The 15338-nt window shown below is 69.5% G+C and carries 12 protein-coding genes and 1 riboswitch; of the genes, 5 read left to right on the top strand and 7 right to left on the bottom strand.

What is annotated here, in order from left to right; translation table 11 throughout:
- Positions 1–208: 208 nt before the first annotated feature.
- Together NF20_RS13605 and NF20_RS13600 are read left to right on the top strand one after the other, a co-directional pair.
- Complete coding sequence (locus NF20_RS13605) at positions 209–718, top strand: DoxX family protein (protein WP_019732332.1); 510 nt, start codon at positions 209–211, stop codon at positions 716–718.
- Between the two features lie 168 nt (positions 719–886).
- On the top strand, positions 887–2635 hold the full coding sequence (locus tag NF20_RS13600; protein WP_010949686.1) for a DUF3556 domain-containing protein: 1749 nt from the start codon (positions 887–889) through the stop codon (positions 2633–2635).
- Positions 2636–2681: 46 nt separating this feature from the next.
- On the opposite strand, the gene metE is transcribed toward NF20_RS13600, so the two are convergent.
- The 7 genes from metE to NF20_RS13565 all read right to left on the bottom strand — a co-directional run bounded on the left by metE (position 2682) and on the right by NF20_RS13565 (position 11339).
- Positions 2682–4952 carry a 5-methyltetrahydropteroyltriglutamate--homocysteine S-methyltransferase gene (gene metE, locus NF20_RS13595; protein WP_019732333.1) on the bottom strand — a complete coding sequence of 757 codons (2271 nt, stop codon included), beginning with the start codon at positions 4950–4952 and terminating at the stop codon, positions 2682–2684.
- A gap of 135 nt (positions 4953–5087) precedes the next feature.
- Positions 5088–5329: riboswitch (cobalamin riboswitch) on the bottom strand.
- A gap of 68 nt (positions 5330–5397) precedes the next feature.
- Positions 5398–6039, bottom strand: a complete 642-nt coding sequence (locus NF20_RS13590) for an SDR family oxidoreductase (protein ID WP_031347736.1) — start codon at positions 6037–6039, stop codon at positions 5398–5400.
- A gap of 25 nt (positions 6040–6064) precedes the next feature.
- Positions 6065–6907, bottom strand: a complete 843-nt coding sequence (locus NF20_RS13585; RefSeq protein WP_009975421.1) for an SDR family oxidoreductase — start codon at positions 6905–6907, stop codon at positions 6065–6067.
- Positions 6908–7009: 102 nt separating this feature from the next.
- The gene (locus NF20_RS13580; RefSeq protein WP_019732334.1) at positions 7010–8299 is read right to left on the bottom strand and encodes a TetR/AcrR family transcriptional regulator; all 1290 of its coding nucleotides are present in this window, start codon (positions 8297–8299) and stop codon (positions 7010–7012) included.
- A 138-nt stretch (positions 8300–8437) separates the two neighbouring features.
- A complete protein-coding gene (locus tag NF20_RS13575) occupies positions 8438–9085 on the bottom strand; it encodes a nitroreductase family protein (protein WP_023868531.1) in 648 nt (215 codons plus the stop codon).
- The gene (locus tag NF20_RS13570) at positions 9085–10185 is read right to left on the bottom strand and encodes an acyl-CoA dehydrogenase family protein (protein WP_033710998.1); all 1101 of its coding nucleotides are present in this window, start codon (positions 10183–10185) and stop codon (positions 9085–9087) included. The genes NF20_RS13575 and NF20_RS13570 overlap by 1 nt, the downstream gene beginning before the upstream one ends.
- Entirely contained in the window at positions 10182–11339 is a 1158-nt protein-coding gene (locus tag NF20_RS13565) for an acyl-CoA dehydrogenase family protein (RefSeq protein ID WP_033711004.1), read from the bottom strand. Before NF20_RS13565 ends, NF20_RS13570 begins: the two co-directional genes overlap by 4 nt.
- A gap of 181 nt (positions 11340–11520) precedes the next feature.
- On the opposite strand from NF20_RS13565, the gene NF20_RS13560 reads away from it, so the two are divergent.
- From NF20_RS13560 to NF20_RS13550, 3 genes are all read left to right on the top strand, one after another.
- Positions 11521–13278 carry a nitric oxide reductase activation protein NorD gene (locus NF20_RS13560; RefSeq protein WP_033710997.1) on the top strand — a complete coding sequence of 586 codons (1758 nt, stop codon included), beginning with the start codon at positions 11521–11523 and terminating at the stop codon, positions 13276–13278.
- Between the two features lie 13 nt (positions 13279–13291).
- Positions 13292–14134: a CbbQ/NirQ/NorQ/GpvN family protein gene (locus NF20_RS13555; protein ID WP_031348639.1), complete on the top strand. Its 843-nt coding sequence runs from the start codon at positions 13292–13294 to the stop codon at positions 14132–14134.
- 82 nt (positions 14135–14216) lie between these two features.
- Positions 14217–15335, top strand: coding sequence for an ABC transporter substrate-binding protein (locus NF20_RS13550; RefSeq protein ID WP_033710996.1), 1119 nt, complete (start codon positions 14217–14219; stop codon positions 15333–15335).
- Positions 15336–15338 lie beyond the last annotated feature (3 nt).

Below are 15338 nucleotides of genomic sequence, written 5' to 3'. Positions count from 1 at the left end.
CTGTCGGCGCGGCGTCCCGGTCGCGTGACGCGTTGCGGTGGGCGCCGCTACCTGGTGCGGTGCGAGCCGTGGTGCACCCCCTTCGTGGTGTCGCTGCTGATTCGGGCAACCCCGGAACGCCCGCTATGTTCCCACACGGGCTGGCGGGTGGACTCAGCCGCGCGGCGGTCCTGTCCTCCCCGGCGGCCGATGATCTAGGTTGGCACCTATGACTCCCTACGACGTCGGGTTACTGATCCTGCGGCTGGTGTTGGGCGTGACGTTGGCCGCGCATGGCTACAACAAGTTCTTCGGCGGTGGCCGTATCCCGGGCACCGCGCGGTGGTTCGAGAGCATCGGCATGAAGCCGGGCAAGTTCCACGCCACCGTGGCGGCAACCACGGAAATGGCCGCCGGTCTGGGCCTGGCCGCCGGGTTGCTCACCCCGATCCCGGCGGCGGGCTTCGTCTCGCTGATGCTGGTCGCGGCGTGGACGGTGCACCGCCCCAACGGCTTCTTCATCGTCAAGGAGGGCTGGGAATACAACCTGGTGCTGGCGGCCAGCGCGGTGGTGGTGGCCACCCTGGGCGCCGGCCGGCTCAGCCTGGATTGGCTGGTCTTCGGCAAGAACTGGATGGACGGCTGGAACGGCCTGCTGATCTCGCTGCTGCTCGGCCTGGCCGGGGCCATCGGCCAGCTGGTGATCTTCTACCGGCCGCCGGCCAAGCAAGCCGGGTAGTCCCGGCGCGCACCGGTCCAGCGTCGACTTGTTGCGCCGACACGCCGGGTGATCGCGCAACTAGTCCACGCTCGAGGGCGCGGCCGGGGCCTCGGCCGCGCCCGGGTGCCGCCGCGTTGCCCGAGGTTGCCGGGCGTGTTCCTAGAACGCGTTCTAGTCTTTGACACCATGGGATTTCTGAAGCCCGAGCTGCCGCAGCTCGACATGGCCGAATGGAGCAAGGGCACCCGTAGCGACAAGATCCGCCCGATGGCCAAGCACTGGGCCGAGGTGGGGTTCGGCACCCCGGTCGCCCTGCACCTGTTCTACGTCGTCAAAATCCTGCTCTACATCCTGGGCGGGTGGCTGTTCGCCTCGGCCACCCGGGGTCTCGGCGGCTTCACCCACGTCGCGTCGTGGTGGTCGGAGCCGATCGTCTTCGAAAAGGTCGTGCTCTACACGATGCTGTTCGAGGTGATCGGGCTGGGCTGCGGCTTCGGCCCGCTGAACAACCGCTTCTTCCCGCCGATGGGCTCGATTCTGTACTGGATGCGCTTCGGCACCATCCGGCTGCCACCGTGGCCGGACCGGGTCCCGTTCACCGCGGGCACCAAACGCAAGCCGGTCGACGTCGCGCTGTACGCGCTGTTTCTGCTGCTGACGCTGGCCGCGCTGTTCGCCGACGGCACCGGGCCCGTGCCCGAGCTGGGCACCACGATCGGCCTGCTGCCCGCCTGGAAGATCGTGCTGATCCTGCTGGTGCTGGCGGTGCTGGGGCTGCGCGACAAGGTGATCTTCCTGGCCGCCCGCGGCGAGGTCTACGCCAGCATGGCGGTGACGTTCCTGTTCGGGGCGCCCGACATGATCGTCGGGTCCAAGGTGGTCTTCCTGGTGATCTGGATGGGCGCGGCGACATCCAAACTCAACAAACACTTTCCGTTCGTGATCTCCACGATGATGTCCAACAACCCGCTGGTGCGCCCGCGCTGGCTGAAGCGGAGGTTCTTCGAGAAGTTCCCTGACGATCTGCGCCCCGGCCGGCTGTCACGCTGGATCGCGCATCTGAGCACCGCGATCGAGATGCTGGTGCCGTTGCCGCTGTTCTTCTGTCACGGCGGCTGGCCGGTCACCGTGGCAGCGGTGGTGATGGTGTGCTTCCACCTGGGGATCTTGGTCTCGATTCCGATGGGCGTGCCGCTGGAATGGAACGTGTTCATGATCTTCGGGGTGCTGTCGCTGTTCGTGGCGCACACCGGGATCGGGCTCGGCGACCTTCGGCACCCCGTGGTGGTGGCCGTCCTGTTCGTCGTCATTGCGGGAATCGTGGTGTTGGGCAACATGTTTCCGCGCAAGATCTCGTTTCTGCCCGGGATGCGCTACTACGCCGGCAACTGGGACACCACGCTGTGGTGCATCAAACCGTCGGCCAGCGAAAAGATCAGCCGCGGCATCGTCGCCATCGCCAGCATGCCCCAGGCCCAGCTGGAGCGGTTCTACGGCAGCCCGGAGGCGGCGCAGATCCCGCTCTACATGGGATATGCGTTCCGCGGCTTCAACACTCACGGCCGGGCACTGTTCACGCTGGCGCACCGCGCCATGGCCGGCCAGAACGAGGACGACTACGTCATCACCGACGGCGAGCGGATCTGCAGCACCGCCATCGGCTGGAACTTCGGCGACGGCCACATGCACAACGAGCAGCTGATCGCCGCGCTGCAGGAGCGCTGCCACTTCGAGCCGGGCGAGGTGCGGGTGGTGCTGCTCGACGCGCAGCCCATTCACAAGCAGACGCAGGCCTACCGGCTGGTCGACGCGGCCACCGGTGAGTTCGAGCGCGGCATCGTGCGGGTCGCCGACATGGTCGTGCGGCAACCCTGGGACGACGACGTCCCCGTGCAGGTGGTGTCGGACGACGCGCCGAGCGTCACGCCAGAGTGACGCCGAGCCCGAGCGTCACGCTGGCGTGACGCTCGGGCTCGGCGGCTCAGACCCCGGCCCGAACCTCGTGGGCCGCGGCGACCATGTTCTTCAGCGACGCGCTCACCTCGTCGGGGTTGCGGGTCTTGAGCCCGCAGTCGGGGTTGACCCACAACCGCTCGGCCGGCACCGCCCGCAGCGCCGCGCGCAACGACTCGGCGATCTCGGCGGTGCTCGGCACCCGCGGCGAGTGGATGTCGTAGACACCCGGCCCGACGCTGTTGGAGAAGCCGACCGCGTTCAGGTCGTCGAGCACCTCCATGTGCGAGCGGGCGGCCTCCAGGGAGGTCACGTCGGCGTCCAGGTCGGCGATCGCCCCGATCACCTCACCGAACTCCGAGTAGCACAGATGGGTGTGGATCTGGGTCGAGTCGGCAACCCCGGAGGTGGCCAGCCGGAAAGCGCCTACGGCCCAACGCAAATACTCCTCCTGATCGGCCCGGCGCAGCGGCAACAGCTCGCGCAGCGCCGGCTCGTCGACCTGGATGACCGCGATGCCCGCCGCCTGCAGGTCCACCGTCTCGTCGCGGATGGCCAGCGCCACCTGGTTGGCGGTGTCGGCCAGCGGCTGGTCGTCGCGGACGAACGACCACGCCAGGATCGTCACCGGCCCGGTCAGCATGCCCTTCACCGGCTTGTCGGTCAGTGACTGCGCGTAGGTGATCCACTCGACCGTCATCGGGTGGGTGCGCACCACATCGCCGTACAGGATCGGCGGCCGCACGCAGCGGCTGCCGTAGGACTGTACCCAGCCGTTCTGCGTGGCGAAGAAGCCCTCCAACTGCTCGGCGAAGTACTGCACCATGTCGTTGCGCTCCGGCTCGCCGTGCACCAACACGTCGAGGCCGAGCTGCTCCTGCAACGTGATGACGTCGGCGATCTCCTTTTTCATCCGCCTCTCGTACTCGGCCTGGTCGATCTCGCCGGACCGTAATGCCGCGCGCGCCTTGCGGATTGCCGAGGTCTGCGGGTAGGAGCCGATGGTCGTCGTGGGCAGCGGCGGCAGGTGCAGCCGCGCGTCCTGGCTGGCGCGGCGCTGGGCCGGGTCGCCGCGGTGCGAACCCGACGCGACGATCGAGTCGATGCGGGCCCGGACGCGGTCGTTGTGCAGGCGGGGGTCGCTCTTGCGGGAGGCGACGGCCGCGTTGGACGCCGCGATCTCGTCGGCGACGGCCTCGCGCCCGTCGCGCAGGGCACGCGCCAGCGTCACCACCTCGGCGACCTTCTCCCGCCCGAACGCCAGCCAGCTGCGCAGCGCGTCGTCCAGGTCGGTCTCCGGCTCCAGCGAGTAGGGCACGTGCAGCGTGGAGCACGACGTCGAAACCGCAACGCGCGCTGCCGAACCCAGCAGCGTGGTCAGCTTGTCCAGCGCCGCCGCCAGGTCGGTGCGCCACACGTTGCGGCCGTCGACCACGCCGGCCACCACGGTCTTGCCGGCCAGCTCGGGCACGGCGGCGACGGCGGTGTCGGGGCCGTACACCAGGTCGACGCCGATCGCCTCGATCGGCGTGCGGGCCAGCCCGGCCAGCGACGCCCCCGGGTCACCGAAGTAGGTGGCGACGTAGATGGCCGGCCGGTTGGCCGCCGAGCCCAGCTTGTTGTAGACCGCCTCGGCCAGGGCGGGCGCGTCGGCGCACATGTCGGTCACCAGCGCCGGCTCGTCGAGCTGCACCCACTGCGCCCCGTTGTCGGCGAGCAGCGACAGCAGCTCGGCGTAGATCGGCACCAGCTCCTCGAGCCGCTCGATGGGGGCGCCCGCCCCGTCGACGCCCTTGCTGAGCAGCAGGAAGGTGATCGGCCCGATAACCACAGGCCGGGCCGGAATACCTTGTGCCAGAGCTTCTTTCAGATCCGACAGCACCTTGTCGGGGTTCAGCGCGAACTTGGTGGTGGGCGCGATCTCGGGGACGATGTAGTGGTAGTTGGTGTCGAACCACTTGGTCATCTCCAGCGGTGCGACGTCGGAGTTGCCGCGGGCGGCCGCGAAGTAGCGGTCCAGGTCGTCGGACACCTGCCGGGCCCGCTCCGGCAGCGCGTCGAGCATCACCGCGGTGTCGAGCATCTGGTCGTAATAGGAGAAGGTGTTCACCGGCACCGAATCCAGGCCGGCGGCCGCCAGGCCCGTCCAGGTGTCGCGGCGCAGCGTCGCGGCCACCTTTTCGAGCTCGGCGCGACCGGTGCGGCCGGCCCAGTAGCCCTCGGTGGCGCGCTTGAGTTCGCGCTTCGGCCCGATGCGCGGCGATCCGACAACCGTTGCGGTGAATGCTTGAGGGGTCACGATATTCGTCCTTCAATCGGCGTGGTGGTCACCGCCCGCGGACGTGCAGCCGACCCGTCGGCGGTGGGTACCCGGTACCGACCGCAACGGCTGCAGCCAAACGCCCATTCCACGAGGCGATGAGCCGCCGGACGCGGCGCGCCCGGCACAGCTGGCAGGTCTCCGGACTCGCAGGCGCGCACCGGGTGGTGCGTGCCCGGCCGACGATGCGGTCCCGAAGGGCCGCCGAGGAGCCGGGCAGTTCCTAGTGGCCGTCGCTTCCCAGTCTTGCGACCAGTGCTGGTGACGGCGGTCGTTCCTGCATACCGTTGCGGGACAGTCCCGGATTCTCACCGGGTTCCCTCTTACGAAGCGTTACTAACGTTGCTTCGCTCGATGCTCACGGCGCGGTTGCGACGCGAGCAGACCAGCTGCGTAGCGCAGCTTACCCCGCCGCCGGGCGGGCTCAGCCGGCCAGTGCGACGGCGATCGGCACGTCACCGTTGTTGAAGTCGATGGTGCGCCGGATCGTCGAGTCGTCGGCGAGGGCGGCGGCGGCGACGCTCGCGACGTCGGCGCGCGAGACCTCGCCCTTGCCGCGCCCGACGGCGATGCGGCCGGTGGGCGGGTCCAGGGTGAGCCGGCCCGGCCCCAGGATCGTCCAGTCCAGGTCGCTGGCCCGCAGGTGGGCGTCGGCCGCGGCCTTGGACTCCGCGTAGGGAAAGAACGGATCGTCTTGGGGCACACCATGATCGGGGCCGGCGCCGAAGTAGGACACCATCACGAACCGTTTCACTCCCGACCGGGCGGCGGCGTCGACCACCCGGATCGCCGCGTCGCGGTCGACGGCATACGTGCGGGCCGGGTTGCCGCCGCCGGCCCCCGCGGAGAAGACCACGGCGTCGTGCCCGGCCAGCAGGCCGGCCAGCGCGTCGGTGTCCAGCCGCTCGATGTCGGCCACCACCGGCTTGGCGCCGGTGGCGGCGACGTCGTCGGCGTGATCGGGATTGCGGAACAGCGAAGTCACCGCGTCGCCGCGCTGCGTCAGGATGGCGGACAGCTGCAACGCGACCTTGCCGTGGCCGCCGACGATCACGACTCGTGCCATGACAGCCGACGCTACGCCGGCCCGGTCAGAGCTTCACGCGGCCCATGATGATGTCGATGATCGGCTTGCCCGGCGGGTAGGCGCCGGTCAGCGACGCCATGGTGTGGCCGTAGTCGACCAGCAGCGTGATCCCGTTGATGCCGAAGGCGGCGGCGCTGTTGAGGAACGCCATCACATCACCCATCTGTTCGGGCGTGTGCACCTTGGACCCGGTCTCGTCGCGGTAGTCCTGGGCGAAGGTGAGCCACAGGTCGGCGTTGGCCTGGGCCAGCGGGGTGTCGGTGGGACCGGGGCAGATCGCGTTGATCCGGATGCCCTTCTTCAGCAGCGGATAGCCCTGGGTTGCCACGTAGGCGTTGACGACCTTCTTGGAGAACCCGTAGTGGATGATGCCTTCCGGCTCGTGCGCCTTGACCCATTCCTGCGCCGTCGCGAAGTCCGGGGTGGCCAGGAACTCGTTCAGCAGGTCCAGGTCGTTCTCCCACCCCATGCCCGCGACCGAGGAGATGAAGCAGATCGCCGAGCCCGACGGCAGCTGGTTGCGTTCCAGCAGCCGCTCGATCAGGTAGCGGTGTCCGAGGAAGTTGATCGCCATCAGGTCGGTGGTGCCCTCGGCGATGCCGGCGGCCGAGAACACCGCGTGCACCGGGCCGTCGAGCTGCTCGAGCGCGGCGTCGATGGACGCGGGATCGCGCAGGTCGACCTGGATGGACTTGGCGACGTCGTAGGTCACCGGGGCGTAGTCCAGCACGATGACCTCGGCGCCCAGTTCGGCCGCGGATTTGGCCGCCGCGGCGCCCATGCCGGTCGCACCACCGACCACCAGCGCGCGCTTGCCGTCGTAGCGCAGCCGATCGACAATCGTCATGGAAATCCCCTTCTCGTTAATCGCCAACCCGATTCTAATTGCCCAACTGTATGGGGAACGGTTATTTGGTTTCAATACCTAGATATCGACCGGGTTGTCGACCTAGTTGTCGACGGCGGCGCCGCGGACCGCCACGCCACGCAAAACGGTGTCGCGGACATGCAGCAGAGCTGGGCGTTTGCCGATCTCGGCGAGGATGTTCTCCGGTATCCACTGCAGGGCGATCAGGCAGCGCGCCAGCATCGCGGTGGACGGCGCGGCGATGGCGATCTCACCCGTCCGGAGCCCTTCGGAGAGCAGCGATTTCATCTGCCGCAGGCGGGTGGCGTAGGACCAGCCCGGGTTGGCCGTCGGGGGAGAGAGCCGCATCCAGGCGAGCTGGATCCGGAATTCGTCGGAGAACTGGTCCAGCGCGTTGACGTTGACCCAGCTCAACGCGTCCAGCTTCTCGGTGGGTGTGGCGTCGGAGCGCAGCACGCTGACCCATCCCGCCTCCACCTTCTTGCCGAAGGAGCGCATGATCGAGTCCAGCAGCTCGTCCTTGGACCCGATCACCCGATACACCGTTCCGGTGCCCAGGCCGGCCGCCGCCGCGATGTCCCTGATGGTGGTGACTTCATAACCGCGGCGGCCGAATTCGGCGCGTGCCACCGCGCGCACCAGCGCCGCCTTGTCACCGGGATCGGCGTCGCTGTCGTCGGACCAGGTTTCGATCACCCCGTTGGCGGCGGCGAATGCCTTCGACCGGTCCAGCGCGGCGTCGCTGGGCGGCCGGCTTGCCAAGCCCTGCAAGATGATTCGGCACAGCAGTTCGGCGACCTGGTCGGCGGATGCGGTGTGCCGCATGACGTCGAGACCGACCTGCAGCATGGTTTGGCAGATGCGGTCGGCCAGCGTGGGCAGGTCGATGTCGGGTTTGATGTAGCCGCTCCACCGGCCGGCGCGCAGCGTCTGCAGCATCGCCTCCTGGATGGCCACCGGCCGCTGCCGGGTCAGCTTGGTCAGCTCCGGGTCGGTGCCCGGCCCCTCGTAGAACGACATCTGCAGGGCGGCGCGGTGCTCGACGGCGCAGTTGGCGATCGCCGAGCCGAGCTCGATGATCTGCTCGGGGACCGGACGCGAGTCGGGTTCGTCCAACCTGGCCTGGGCGGCCCGGCCGATCCGCTCCAGGTCGTCTTGGTAGCGGCGGATCAGCTCGACGAGGATGGCCTCTTTGGACTCGAAGTGGTGATAGAGGCTGCCGGGAAGGATGCCGGCGGCATCGGCGATCTCCTGCAACGACGTTCGCAGGCCCGAGGACGCGATCAGGGACGCGGCGGTGGCCAGGATCTCGGCTCGGCGCGTCGGGGAATCGGCGGTGCTGCCGGCTCGGAGCGACTCGGCTTTCGCCATGGTCAGCGGTGTGCAGATCCGGACGACTGCGGGTGCGTGACCATACGCATTCGTCCTCTTTCCGCCGAACCAAATCTTTGTTAGAGGCTATCAGACCGGACCCGGTGAATGCGCTGCACAAGCCGCCGAAATCCCATCCTAGAGCGGCGGCCCGTCCCAACGGTCGCAGGCGATCACTTCCTGGATCGGCCGCCGCCGCGCGGGCCGGAAGGTGCGCCCGGCCCGCAGCCGGCCCACCGGCAGCAGACAGCCCTGGACGTAGGTCGGCGGAATGCCGAGCAGCTGTGCGACTTCGTCTTCGTGATGCAGATGCAGCGTGGTGATGCACGTCCCGTATCCCCGGGTGTGCAGGGCCAGCTGAAAGTTCCACACCGGCGGGAAGATCGAGCCGTACAGCGTGGCCAGGTGGAAGGATTCGTCGCCGTCGATGCGCGGCAAGTAAGGCTCGTAGCAAGGGATTACCAGCATGGGCACCCTGGCCAGGTTCTCGACCAGCCACTCCGTCGACGACATGATGCGGCTCTCGGGTGTTCCGGCGGGCATCAGGCCGGCGAGCAACCGTCCGCCGACCCGCCGCAGATAGGCGTCGCGATACAGCTCGGCGATCCGGGCGCGCAGCGCCGGATCGCTGACCACCAGCCAGCGCCACGACTGCGCGTTCGACCCGTTCGCGGCCTGCAGGCCGATGCGCAGGCACTCGCGGATGTCGCCGGGGTCGACCGGGGCGTCCAGGTCCAGCGACTTGCGCGCCGACGGCGTGGCGGTGAGCAGGTACTCGACATTCATCACGGACTGCCTCTCTTGGCAAGGCGCGCACCGACTTCGGTGAGGTAGCGGTCGGGTCCGCCGAGAAACGCGCTGTAGCCCAGCAACCGCTTGAGATAGAGGTGGGCGTCGTGCTCCCAGGTGTAGCCGATGCCGCCGAAGACCTGGATAGCGGTGTCGGCCACGCCGGCCAGTCGCCCGGCGAACGCCTTCGCCCGCAGCGCGGCCAGATGCCGCTCATCGCCGTCGGGCGCGTCGCTAACCCACAGGGCGTGGATCACCCCGCTGCGGGCCAACTCGACGGTCTCGTACATGTCCACGCACAGATGCTGGACGGCCTGGAACGACCCGATCGGCTGACCGAATTGCGTTCGGGTCTTGGCATATTCGACGGCGAGGTCCATGACGGCGCGGGCGGCGCCGAGCGCGTCGGCGCACGCGGTGATCAGCACGTCGTCAACCACCGCCGCCACGTCGTCCGCCGACGCCGTCGCCAGCCGCCGCGCGGGGGCCGCGTCGAAGGTGACCCGCGACTGTTTGTGGGTCGGGTCGATGTGGTGTTCGGGCCTGACCGCAACCCCGGCCGATCCGGTGTTCACCGCGAAAAGCGCTGTGTCCCCGGCATCTTCGGCCAGAGTCAGCAGGACGTCGGCGGCCGCGGCATCGGGCACGGCGCGGGCCTGCCCGTGCAGCACCGTGGTCTCGCCCTCTCGGGTGGCGGCCATGGGCGGGGTGTCCAGGAAGCAGACGGCGACGTGGGTGGTCCCGTCGGCGATGCCGCGCAGCAGCCCGGCGGCGGTGTCGCCGCCGGGGCACAGTCGGATCAGTGCCCGCGGGGCCGCCACCGCCGTCGACAACCACGGACCCGGATACAGCGCGGCGCCAAGCTCTTCGGCCACGATCCCGGCCTCGACCATCGTCATGCCCGCCCCGCCGTGTTGTTCGGGCACCAGCAGCCCGGTGCAGCCCAGGTCGGCCAGGCCGCGCCATACCGCCGGCTCGATCCCGGTCGGGTCGTCGAGCAGCCGGCGCACGTGGTGTGCGATCGGGGCCTTCTCGGCGAGGAAGCGCCGCGTGGTGTCGCGCAGCGCCACCTGTTCGTCGGTGAGTTCGAGGTTCATTGGCGCGGCAACCCCAGCACCCGTTGGGCGGTGATGTTCTTGTTGATCTGCGTGGTGCCGCCCGCGATGGTCAGCGAGCGCGACGTCAGCCGGTAGTTCGCCCACGCCAGCCCGTCGTCGCGGGAGCCCAGCACGTCGAACGCCAGCGCGGCCAGGTCCTGCCCGATCTCGCCCCACACCGTTTTGGCCAGGCTGGCCGACCCCAGCGCCACCAGTTCCGACCCGCCGTGCAGGGTGGCCGAAATCGACCGCTGGCACAGCACTTCCAGATATTTGATCCGCACCGCGAGTTCGCCGAGGCGCCGCAGCGTGACCGGGTCGTCCAGCGCGCCGGTGCCCGCGGCGGCCAGATCGTCCACCAGCTCTTCCAGCCGCACCTGCATCTCTGCGTACAACCGGGCGGCCCCGGCCCGTTCGTGGCTCAGCGTGGTGGTGGCCACCTGCCAGCCCGCATTGAGCGGGCCGAGCAACGCGTCCGCCGGCACCCGCACGTCGTGGAAGAAGACCTCGGCGAAATCGGCGTCGCCGCCCAGCGTGACCAGCGGACGGGCCTCGATGCCGGGCAGCGTCATGTCGACGATCAGGCACGAGATCCCCTTGTGCTTGGGCGCATCCGGATCGGTGCGCACATAAAGCTGGCACCAGTCGGCGCGGTGGCCCAGCGAGGTCCACATCTTCTGCCCGGTGACTACGAAGTCGTCACCGTGGCGCACCGCACGGGTGCGCAGCGCCGCGAGATCGGACCCGGCATCGGGTTCCGACATGCCCTGGCACCAGATGTCGTCGGCGCGCATCATGCGCGGCAGCAGCCGCTGCTTCTGCGCCTCGGTGCCGTACTGCATGATCGCCGGCGCGATGTTGTTCAAGCCAATGACGTTGAGCGGCAAGGGAGCTCGCGCCCGGGTGGTCTCCTCGGTGTAGACCAGCTGCTCGAGCACCGTCGCGCCGCGACCACCGTATTCGCGCGGCCAGGACACCGCGGCCCATCCCGCGTCGGCCATCGTCTGGTTCCACGCCCGCAGCATCTCGAACGCGGCGTCGTCACGGCCGCCGGCGCGGCGTGCTTTCACCAGCTCGTCGGTCAGGTTGTCCGACAGCCAGTCACGCAGCTCGGTGCGGAACCGTTCCACTTCCGCGGGATAGCAGAAATCCATTTTGCCGGACACTACGTCGGGGCGGATTCGAGGTCAATGACGCGACGCCGCGAGCGGCCGTCGGTGACACGGCGCCACCCGACGGTGAACTCAATCATCATGTGCTCCCGACTCATTGACTGCCGTGCAGCCGGACTCTACGGTTGGAACAGATATTTGGTCAACAAGTCGGAGGTTGAGCATGGGGGATGACGCCTGTGCCGACCAGTGGCAAGCCCTGGGCATGCTCGCCTCCGCGCTCGCGGGCCGGGCCGTCGCGGTCGCCGGGCTGCCACCGGGGGAGCCGGCGTGGACCGACGGCCAGACGATCTACGTCGACGCCGGCGCGCCCGGGGCGCTCAAATCCCTAGCGGTGCAGGCGTCGATGATCGCCGCCGGCAGCCTGCGCCCCGACGTCGTGGGCCGGTTGCTGCGGCACCGCAAGCTGGCCCAGCGCTACCTGACCGTCGAAGGCCACCGCGCGCTGGTGGCCAACGCGCCGGTGCTGCCCCGCGTGTTGGCGTCCCTGGGCGACCGTGGCGTCGCCGGCCGCAGCGATTCCCCGCGGGCGTCGCTGGCGCTGGCCGCCGCACGGGTGGCGCTGCCCGACCCGGCGCCGGAATTCGGGGTGATCCGGGCGGGGAAGGTGCTTGCCGCATGCGGGCGGGCCGCCCGGCCGGACCAGCCCGACGACAAGGCGGCACCCGCGCACGTCCCGCGGCGCGACGGGGCCGCCGACCTCGCGGAGCTCGACGACGCGGCGGTCGACGACTCGGACGACCCGGACCTGTTCACCAGCCCGGTCGGCGGGGGCGGCGCCCTCGGCAAGTGGCTGAAGAAGCTGCTGTCGTCGGCGCGCAAGACCGGCACCGGCGGCGGGCCGCCGGGCGCGGACAGCCCCACGCATCGCACCGATTCCGGAAAGCGCGGTGCCTACGCCGTCGCCTCGCTGGCGTCGGCCCCCGCCGACGTGGGGAACGACGAGGATCCCGCCGACGGGGTGCGGTATCCGGAATGGGACGTGGCGCGCGGGAGTTACCGGCCCGCCTGGTGCACCGTGCGCGAGGTCGAGCCGGCCATCACGGCGCGGGCCACGCTGGCCGTCGACGACGCCATCGCGGTGCGCCGCCCGCTCGCGCGACTGGGCATGGGTCTGCACCGGCGGCACCGGCAGCCGCAGGGCGACGACATCGACATCGACGCCGCGGTGGAGGCACGGGTCGAGGTACGGGCCGGGTCGGTGCCCGACGAGGCGGTGTACCTGGACAGCCTGCGGCGCCGCCGCGACCTGTCGGTGCTGCTGCTCCTCGACGTGTCGGGGTCGGCGGCCGAGCCGGGCACCGTCGGGCGCACCGTGCATGAGCAGCAGCGCGCAGCGGTCGCCGATCTCGCTGTGGCGCTTCATGATTTGGGGGATCGGGTCGCCCTGTACGCCTACTACTCGCAGGGCCGGCGCGCGGTGAGCATGGTGCCGGTGAAGCGGTTCGACGACCAGCTCAACGCCCAGGTGATCAGGCGGCTCAACAGCCTCGAGCCCGGCGCGTACTCCCGGCTGGGCGCGGCCATCCGGCACGGCTCGGCGATCTTGGAGGCGCGCGGCGGCACGTCGCGACGGCTGTTGGTGGTGCTGTCCGACGGGCTGGCCTACGACCACGGATACGAGCGGGCCTACGGTGCCGCGGATGCGCGCCGGGCGCTGACCGAGGCGCGCCGGCGGGGGACCGGCTGCGTGTGCCTGACCGTCGGCGCGGGGACCGACGTGCAGTCCCTGCGCCGGGTATTCGGCACTACCGCGCACGCGACGATCGCGCGCCCCGATCAGCTGGCCGGGGTGATCGGTCCGCTGTTCCGCTCGGCCCTGCGCGCGGCGGAGGTCCGCCGCCGCACCGCCGCGAACGCGCGTGCCGGTACCGCGACATCCCGCCGGCCGCACACATCGGCGCACGTGGGCGCCGGCTAACAGAAGGGAAGCCATGGTCGACCAGTCCGGACTTGCATACGTCCACGCCGCCGAGGCGCGCCCGTACTACCGGGCGGTCGGAAGCGAGGAGGCCGTCTTCAAGGCCGCGTACCGGCAGGGCCTGGCGCTCGTCCTCAAGGGCCCGACGGGCTGCGGGAAGACCCGGTTCGTCGAAGCGATGGCCTACGACCTGGGCCGGCCGCTGATCACCGTCGCCTGCCACGACGACCTGACCACCGCCGACCTGGTGGGCCGCTACCTGCTGCGCGGCGACGAGACCGTGTGGGTGGACGGCCCGCTGACCCGGGCGGTGCGGGAGGGGGCGATCTGCTACCTCGACGAGGTGGTGGAGGCCCGCCAGGACACCACCGTGGTGCTGCACCCGCTGGCCGACCACCGCCGGCAGCTGCCCATCGAGCGACTCGGCATCACGCTGGACGCCGCGCCCGGCTTCGGGCTGGTGGTGTCCTACAACCCCGGCTATCAGAGCGTGCTGAAGGATCTCAAGGATTCGACGCGCCAGCGCATGGTCGCCATCGAATTCGATTTCCCCGCAGCCGATGTCGAGGAGGGGATCGTCGCGCACGAGGCGGGCGTGGACGCCGCCACCGCGGCCGAGCTGGTCCGGTTCGGGCAGGCCATCCGCCGGCTGGAAACCGCCGGGTTGCGCGAGGTCGCGTCGACGCGGGTGCTGATCGCGGCGGGCAGGCTGGTTGCCGAGGGCCTGAGCCTGCCCGAGGCGGCCCGGGCCGCCATCGCCGGGCCGTTGACCGACGACGTGGCGGTGGGCAAGGCCCTGGGCGAGATGATCGGCATCTACTTCGGGTCGGGCGGTTCGCTCGGGTCCGATGATTGACGCTGCATACCGCCCCGGCTAGGGTCTGAACAAATATTAGGTTTACAGACCGGTGCGCGCGAATTTGTCCTTGGGAGGTCAGATGTCCTACGAAAGCAGCGCTGAGCCGATCAAGGTCGGCTATCTGATGGACTTCGCCCTGCCGCCGGGGTTCCCCGAGGAGATGAAGGCCGACTTCACCCGCTGTTTCGACCTCGTCTTCGCCGAGGCCGCCGAGCAGGGCGTGCTGGACCGAGCGGTCCAGATGATCTACCGCGAGGTGGAGGGCCTGCCCAAAGGATCGGTCAAAGCGGTCATCGACGCCTTCGGCGAACTCGTCGACGAGGGCTGCCTGGTGGTGTTCGGGCCGCACATCACCGACAACTGCGTGCCCACCCGCGAGGCGATCGAAGAGCGGTTCAAGGTGCCGGCGCTCAGCGTCACCGGCACCGACGACTGGCTGGGTGAATGGACCTTCTCCTTCCCGCAGGGGTCGATGACCGACGAGCCGATCTTCATCGCGGATCTCGTTGCCAAGCGCGGACTTTCCGAGATCGGAGTGCTCGTCGAGCAGAACCTGATCGGCGAAAGCTACCTGAAGAACCTGCGCAGCGCCTGCCGGCGCAAGGGCATTCGCATCGTCGCCGAGGCGGCCATCGCGCAAACCGCGCAGGACATCAACGAGGCCGTGCGCACGCTGCACGACGCCAAGTCCGAAGCGATCGTGCACCTGGGTTTCGGGTTCGGCATCGTGTTCATCAATCCGGCACTGCAGGCGGTCGATTGGGATCCGCCGCGCTTCACCACCACCGCCTTCCAGAACGCCTGGGTCAACCCGATCATGTGGAACGCCTTCATGGGCTGGGTCGGCGTCGACCAATACGACGAGGACAACCGGATCGGACAGGACTTCCTCGACCGGTACGCCGCAAAGTACGGGGGCCGGCGGCCGGAATATTGCGTGCCGGTGGTCAACTGCGACGTCGCCGCCACCCTGGTGCGGGCCTTCGCCGATGCGCATCCGCTCAGCCCGCGCGGGGTCAAGGAGGCGCTGGAGCGGGTGAAGATGATGCCGGCGGCCTCCGGTGCGCCCGGCACCCGGGTGTCGTTCGGCAAGTGGACGCGACGCGCCTGGATGGGCGCCGGGTATCTGGTGGCCAGAACCCTCGACGCGGACGGCGTCAACTCGCATCTGGTCGATCGTTTCGGAGAGGAAGCTTGACCT

The organism is Mycobacterium sp. MAC_080597_8934 (assembly GCF_000523975.1).
Classification (GTDB): domain Bacteria; phylum Actinomycetota; class Actinomycetes; order Mycobacteriales; family Mycobacteriaceae; genus Mycobacterium; species Mycobacterium avium.
Note: the sequence above shows the minus strand (reverse complement) of the source record. Positions and strands in the feature narration are given on the sequence as shown.

Excerpts from the sequence above, each read along its gene's own strand:
- NF20_RS13605 (WP_019732332.1), top strand. The coding sequence starts at position 209 with ATGACTCCCTACGACGTCGGGTTACTGATCCTGCGGCTGGTGTTGGGC.
- NF20_RS13600 (WP_010949686.1), top strand. The coding sequence starts at position 887 with ATGGGATTTCTGAAGCCCGAGCTGCCGCAGCTCGACATGGCCGAATGG.
- NF20_RS13590 (WP_031347736.1), bottom strand. The coding sequence starts at position 6,039 with ATGGCACGAGTCGTGATCGTCGGCGGCCACGGCAAGGTCGCGTTGCAG.
- NF20_RS13585 (WP_009975421.1), bottom strand. The coding sequence starts at position 6,907 with ATGACGATTGTCGATCGGCTGCGCTACGACGGCAAGCGCGCGCTGGTG.
- NF20_RS13580 (WP_019732334.1), bottom strand. The coding sequence starts at position 8,299 with ATGGCGAAAGCCGAGTCGCTCCGAGCCGGCAGCACCGCCGATTCCCCG.
- NF20_RS13575 (WP_023868531.1), bottom strand. The coding sequence starts at position 9,085 with ATGAATGTCGAGTACCTGCTCACCGCCACGCCGTCGGCGCGCAAGTCG.
- NF20_RS13570 (WP_033710998.1), bottom strand. The coding sequence starts at position 10,185 with ATGAACCTCGAACTCACCGACGAACAGGTGGCGCTGCGCGACACCACG.
- NF20_RS13565 (WP_033711004.1), bottom strand. The coding sequence starts at position 11,339 with ATGGATTTCTGCTATCCCGCGGAAGTGGAACGGTTCCGCACCGAGCTG.
- NF20_RS13560 (WP_033710997.1), top strand. The coding sequence starts at position 11,521 with ATGGGGGATGACGCCTGTGCCGACCAGTGGCAAGCCCTGGGCATGCTC.
- NF20_RS13555 (WP_031348639.1), top strand. The coding sequence starts at position 13,292 with ATGGTCGACCAGTCCGGACTTGCATACGTCCACGCCGCCGAGGCGCGC.
- NF20_RS13550 (WP_033710996.1), top strand. The coding sequence starts at position 14,217 with ATGTCCTACGAAAGCAGCGCTGAGCCGATCAAGGTCGGCTATCTGATG.